Annotated in this window: 2 protein-coding genes; one reads left to right on the forward strand and one right to left on the reverse strand. The window is 73.9% G+C overall.

From position 1 onward, the window contains the following. Positions 1 to 36 precede the first annotated feature (36 nt). Positions 37 to 252 (reverse strand): hypothetical protein, encoded by a 216-nt coding sequence (locus tag ACWEVO_RS34830; protein ID WP_452311661.1) that lies wholly within the window; start codon positions 250 to 252, stop codon positions 37 to 39. 190 nt (positions 253 to 442) lie between these two features. Here ACWEVO_RS34830 and ACWEVO_RS34835 point away from each other — a divergent pair. Next, a partial coding sequence (locus ACWEVO_RS34835; RefSeq protein WP_452311662.1) for an ATP-binding protein occupies positions 443 to 2,540 on the forward strand: 2,098 nt, incomplete at its 3' end.

Below are 2,540 nucleotides of genomic sequence, written 5' to 3' on the forward strand. Positions count from 1 at the left end.
GCCACGGCCGCGTCCTGGCATTCAGCTGCGCCAGCATCACGGGGTGATGCTGGTCGGCCCCGCCCAGTTGGTGGTGGTCCCGGTCGGGCCGGCCCAGTCGGTGCCGTCCTTGCTGGTGGTGGAACCCTCGCTGACGATGCCCTCCGCCTGGAGCGTGGCGAGCGTGACGGCGTCCACGTCGACGGACTCGCCCGCCGAGTGCACGACACCGTCGCCGTCGGTCCAGTCGCTCTCCAGCTTCACGTACACCATTTTTCCCCCTTGTGATCGCGGTCGTCGTCGTCCGGCGGGCATGAATGTAGCCGCCGGGACGCCCCGCTGACTGCCCGGATGAGTGTCCACAAGCCAACAGCCCGGTACCTGACAGGTCGGGTGACGGCGATACTCACCGTGGACGCCGCGGGGGGCGGCGCCCGGCCGGATCCGGCCGGAAGATCCACCAGTGGAGGGTGTCATCTCCGCGCAGTGTGACCGTTGTGGACGTACCGCCGCCGACGGCGACCGCTTCTGCGGTGGCTGTGGGGCCGAGCTGGGCGCGGTCTGCCCGCACTGCCTGCGCCCGCTCGCCGCCGACGTGGCTTTCTGCACCTCGTGCGGATCGCCCCGGGCCGGGGCGAAGCAGCCGGTCGCGGCGCCGCAGGAGGACCGGCGCCGGGTCAGCGTGCTCTTCGTCGACCTGATCGACTTCACCCCGTACGTCGAGCGGGCCGACCCGGAACAGGTCCGGGGCATGCAGACCGGCTTCTTCTCCGCCGCGAAGCGGGTGGTCGGGCAGTACGGCGGGGTGGTCGAGAAGTACATCGGCGACGCCGTGATGGCGCTCTTCGGCGCGCCGGTGGCCACCGAGACCGACGCGCTGCGCTGCGTCCGCGCCGGGCTGGAGCTGCAACGCGTGCTCACCCGGTTCGCCCCGTCCGGCCGGGACGAGCTGCGCTTCCGGGTCGGGGTGGCGACCGGTGAGGCGCTGGTGGACGTCGCCGCCGCCCGCGACGGCGGCCAGGCCATCGTGGCCGGTGACGTGGTCAACACGGCGTCCCGGATGCAGTCGGTGGCGCCGCCCGGCGGGGTGCTGGTCTGCGGCACCACCCACGCCCTCACCAAGGACGCCATCAGGTACGAGGAACAAGCGCCGGTCACCCTGCGCGGCCGCTCCACCCCCACGGAGGTCTGGCTCGCCCTGGCCCCGGTACGCCGGCAGCCCACCGACCGGGAGCCGGACACCACCCCGCTGATCGACCGCGAGCACGAGCTGGGGTTGCTGGTCAACGCCCTGCACCGGTCGCTGCGGGACCTGCTCCCGCAGGTGGTGACGGTGTTCGGGCGGGCCGGCATCGGCAAGAGCCGGCTGGTCCGCGAGTTGTACCGGCACGCCGGCCGGCTGGTCGACGAGCCGCTGACCTGGCGGACCGGCCGGTGCCCGCCGTTCGGGGAGAACGTCACCTTCGCCGCGCTGGCCGACATCGTGAAGACCGAGGCCGGCATCCTCGACACCGATCCGGCGTCCACCGCGGCGCAGCGCCTCACCGCCGCGGTCGCCGAGCTGGTCGGGCCCGCCGAGCGGGACCGGATCGTGGACGCGCTGCGCCCGCTGGTCGGGCTGGCCGGCACCAGCCTGCCGGCGGAGGAGGCGGAGTCGGCGTGGCGGCGGTTCCTGCTGGCCCTCGCGGCCCGGCGCCCCACCGTGCTGGTCTTCGAGGACCTGCACTGGGCCGACGACGCCATGCTGCGCTTCGTCGAGCTGCTCGGGGCCGCCGCCCGGGACGTGCCGCTGCTGCTGCTCTGCACCGCCCGGCCGGAACTGGTCGACCGGGACCCGAGCTGGGCGGGGACGATCACCGGCTCGGTCACCATCACCCTGCCGCCGCTGCGGGACACCGGCATCGCCTCGCTCTACGCGCACATGTTCGGCCAGGCCGCGTTCCCCGCCGAGATGCTCACCCCACTCGTCGAGGTGGCCGGCGGCAACCCGCTCTACGCCCACGAATACGTCCGGATGCTCATCGAGCAGGGCGCGCTGCGCCAGTCGGGCCGCGGCTGGTCGCTGGAGAAGCACCTCGACCTGCCCATGCCGGAGAGCGTGCACGCGGTCATCGCCAACCGGGTCGACCTGCTCGACGCCAAGGACCGGGCGGTGCTGCTGGCCGCCTCGGTGGTGGGCGTGCAGTTCTGGCCGGGCGCGGTGGCCGCCGCGCTGGGCCAGCAGGTCGAGTCGGTGGAACGCGCGCTGCGCCGGCTGGAGCAGCGCGACTTCGTGCACGAGCAGGCGGCGTCCACGATGGCCGGGCAGCCGGAGTTCCGGTTCCGGCACGTCCTGGTCCGGGATGTCTGCTACCAGCGGTTGCCGCGTACCGAGCGGGTGGCCCGGCACGAGCGGACCGCGGACTGGCTGGACGCGCTGTCGCAGAGCCGGGACACCGACCTGGCCGAGGTGCTCGCCCACCACCGCTGGGCGGCCCACGAGATCGCCCGCACGCTCGGCATGAACACCCACCGCTACGCCGGGCCGGCCCGCGCCGCGCTGCACCGGGCCGCCCCCCGAG

The sequence above is a fragment of the Micromonospora sp. NPDC003776 genome (assembly GCF_053605645.1).

Coding starts and splice junctions, on each gene's coding strand:
- ACWEVO_RS34830 (WP_452311661.1), bottom strand. CDS start 252: ATGGTGTACGTGAAGCTGGAGAGCGACTGGACCGACGGCGACGGTGTC.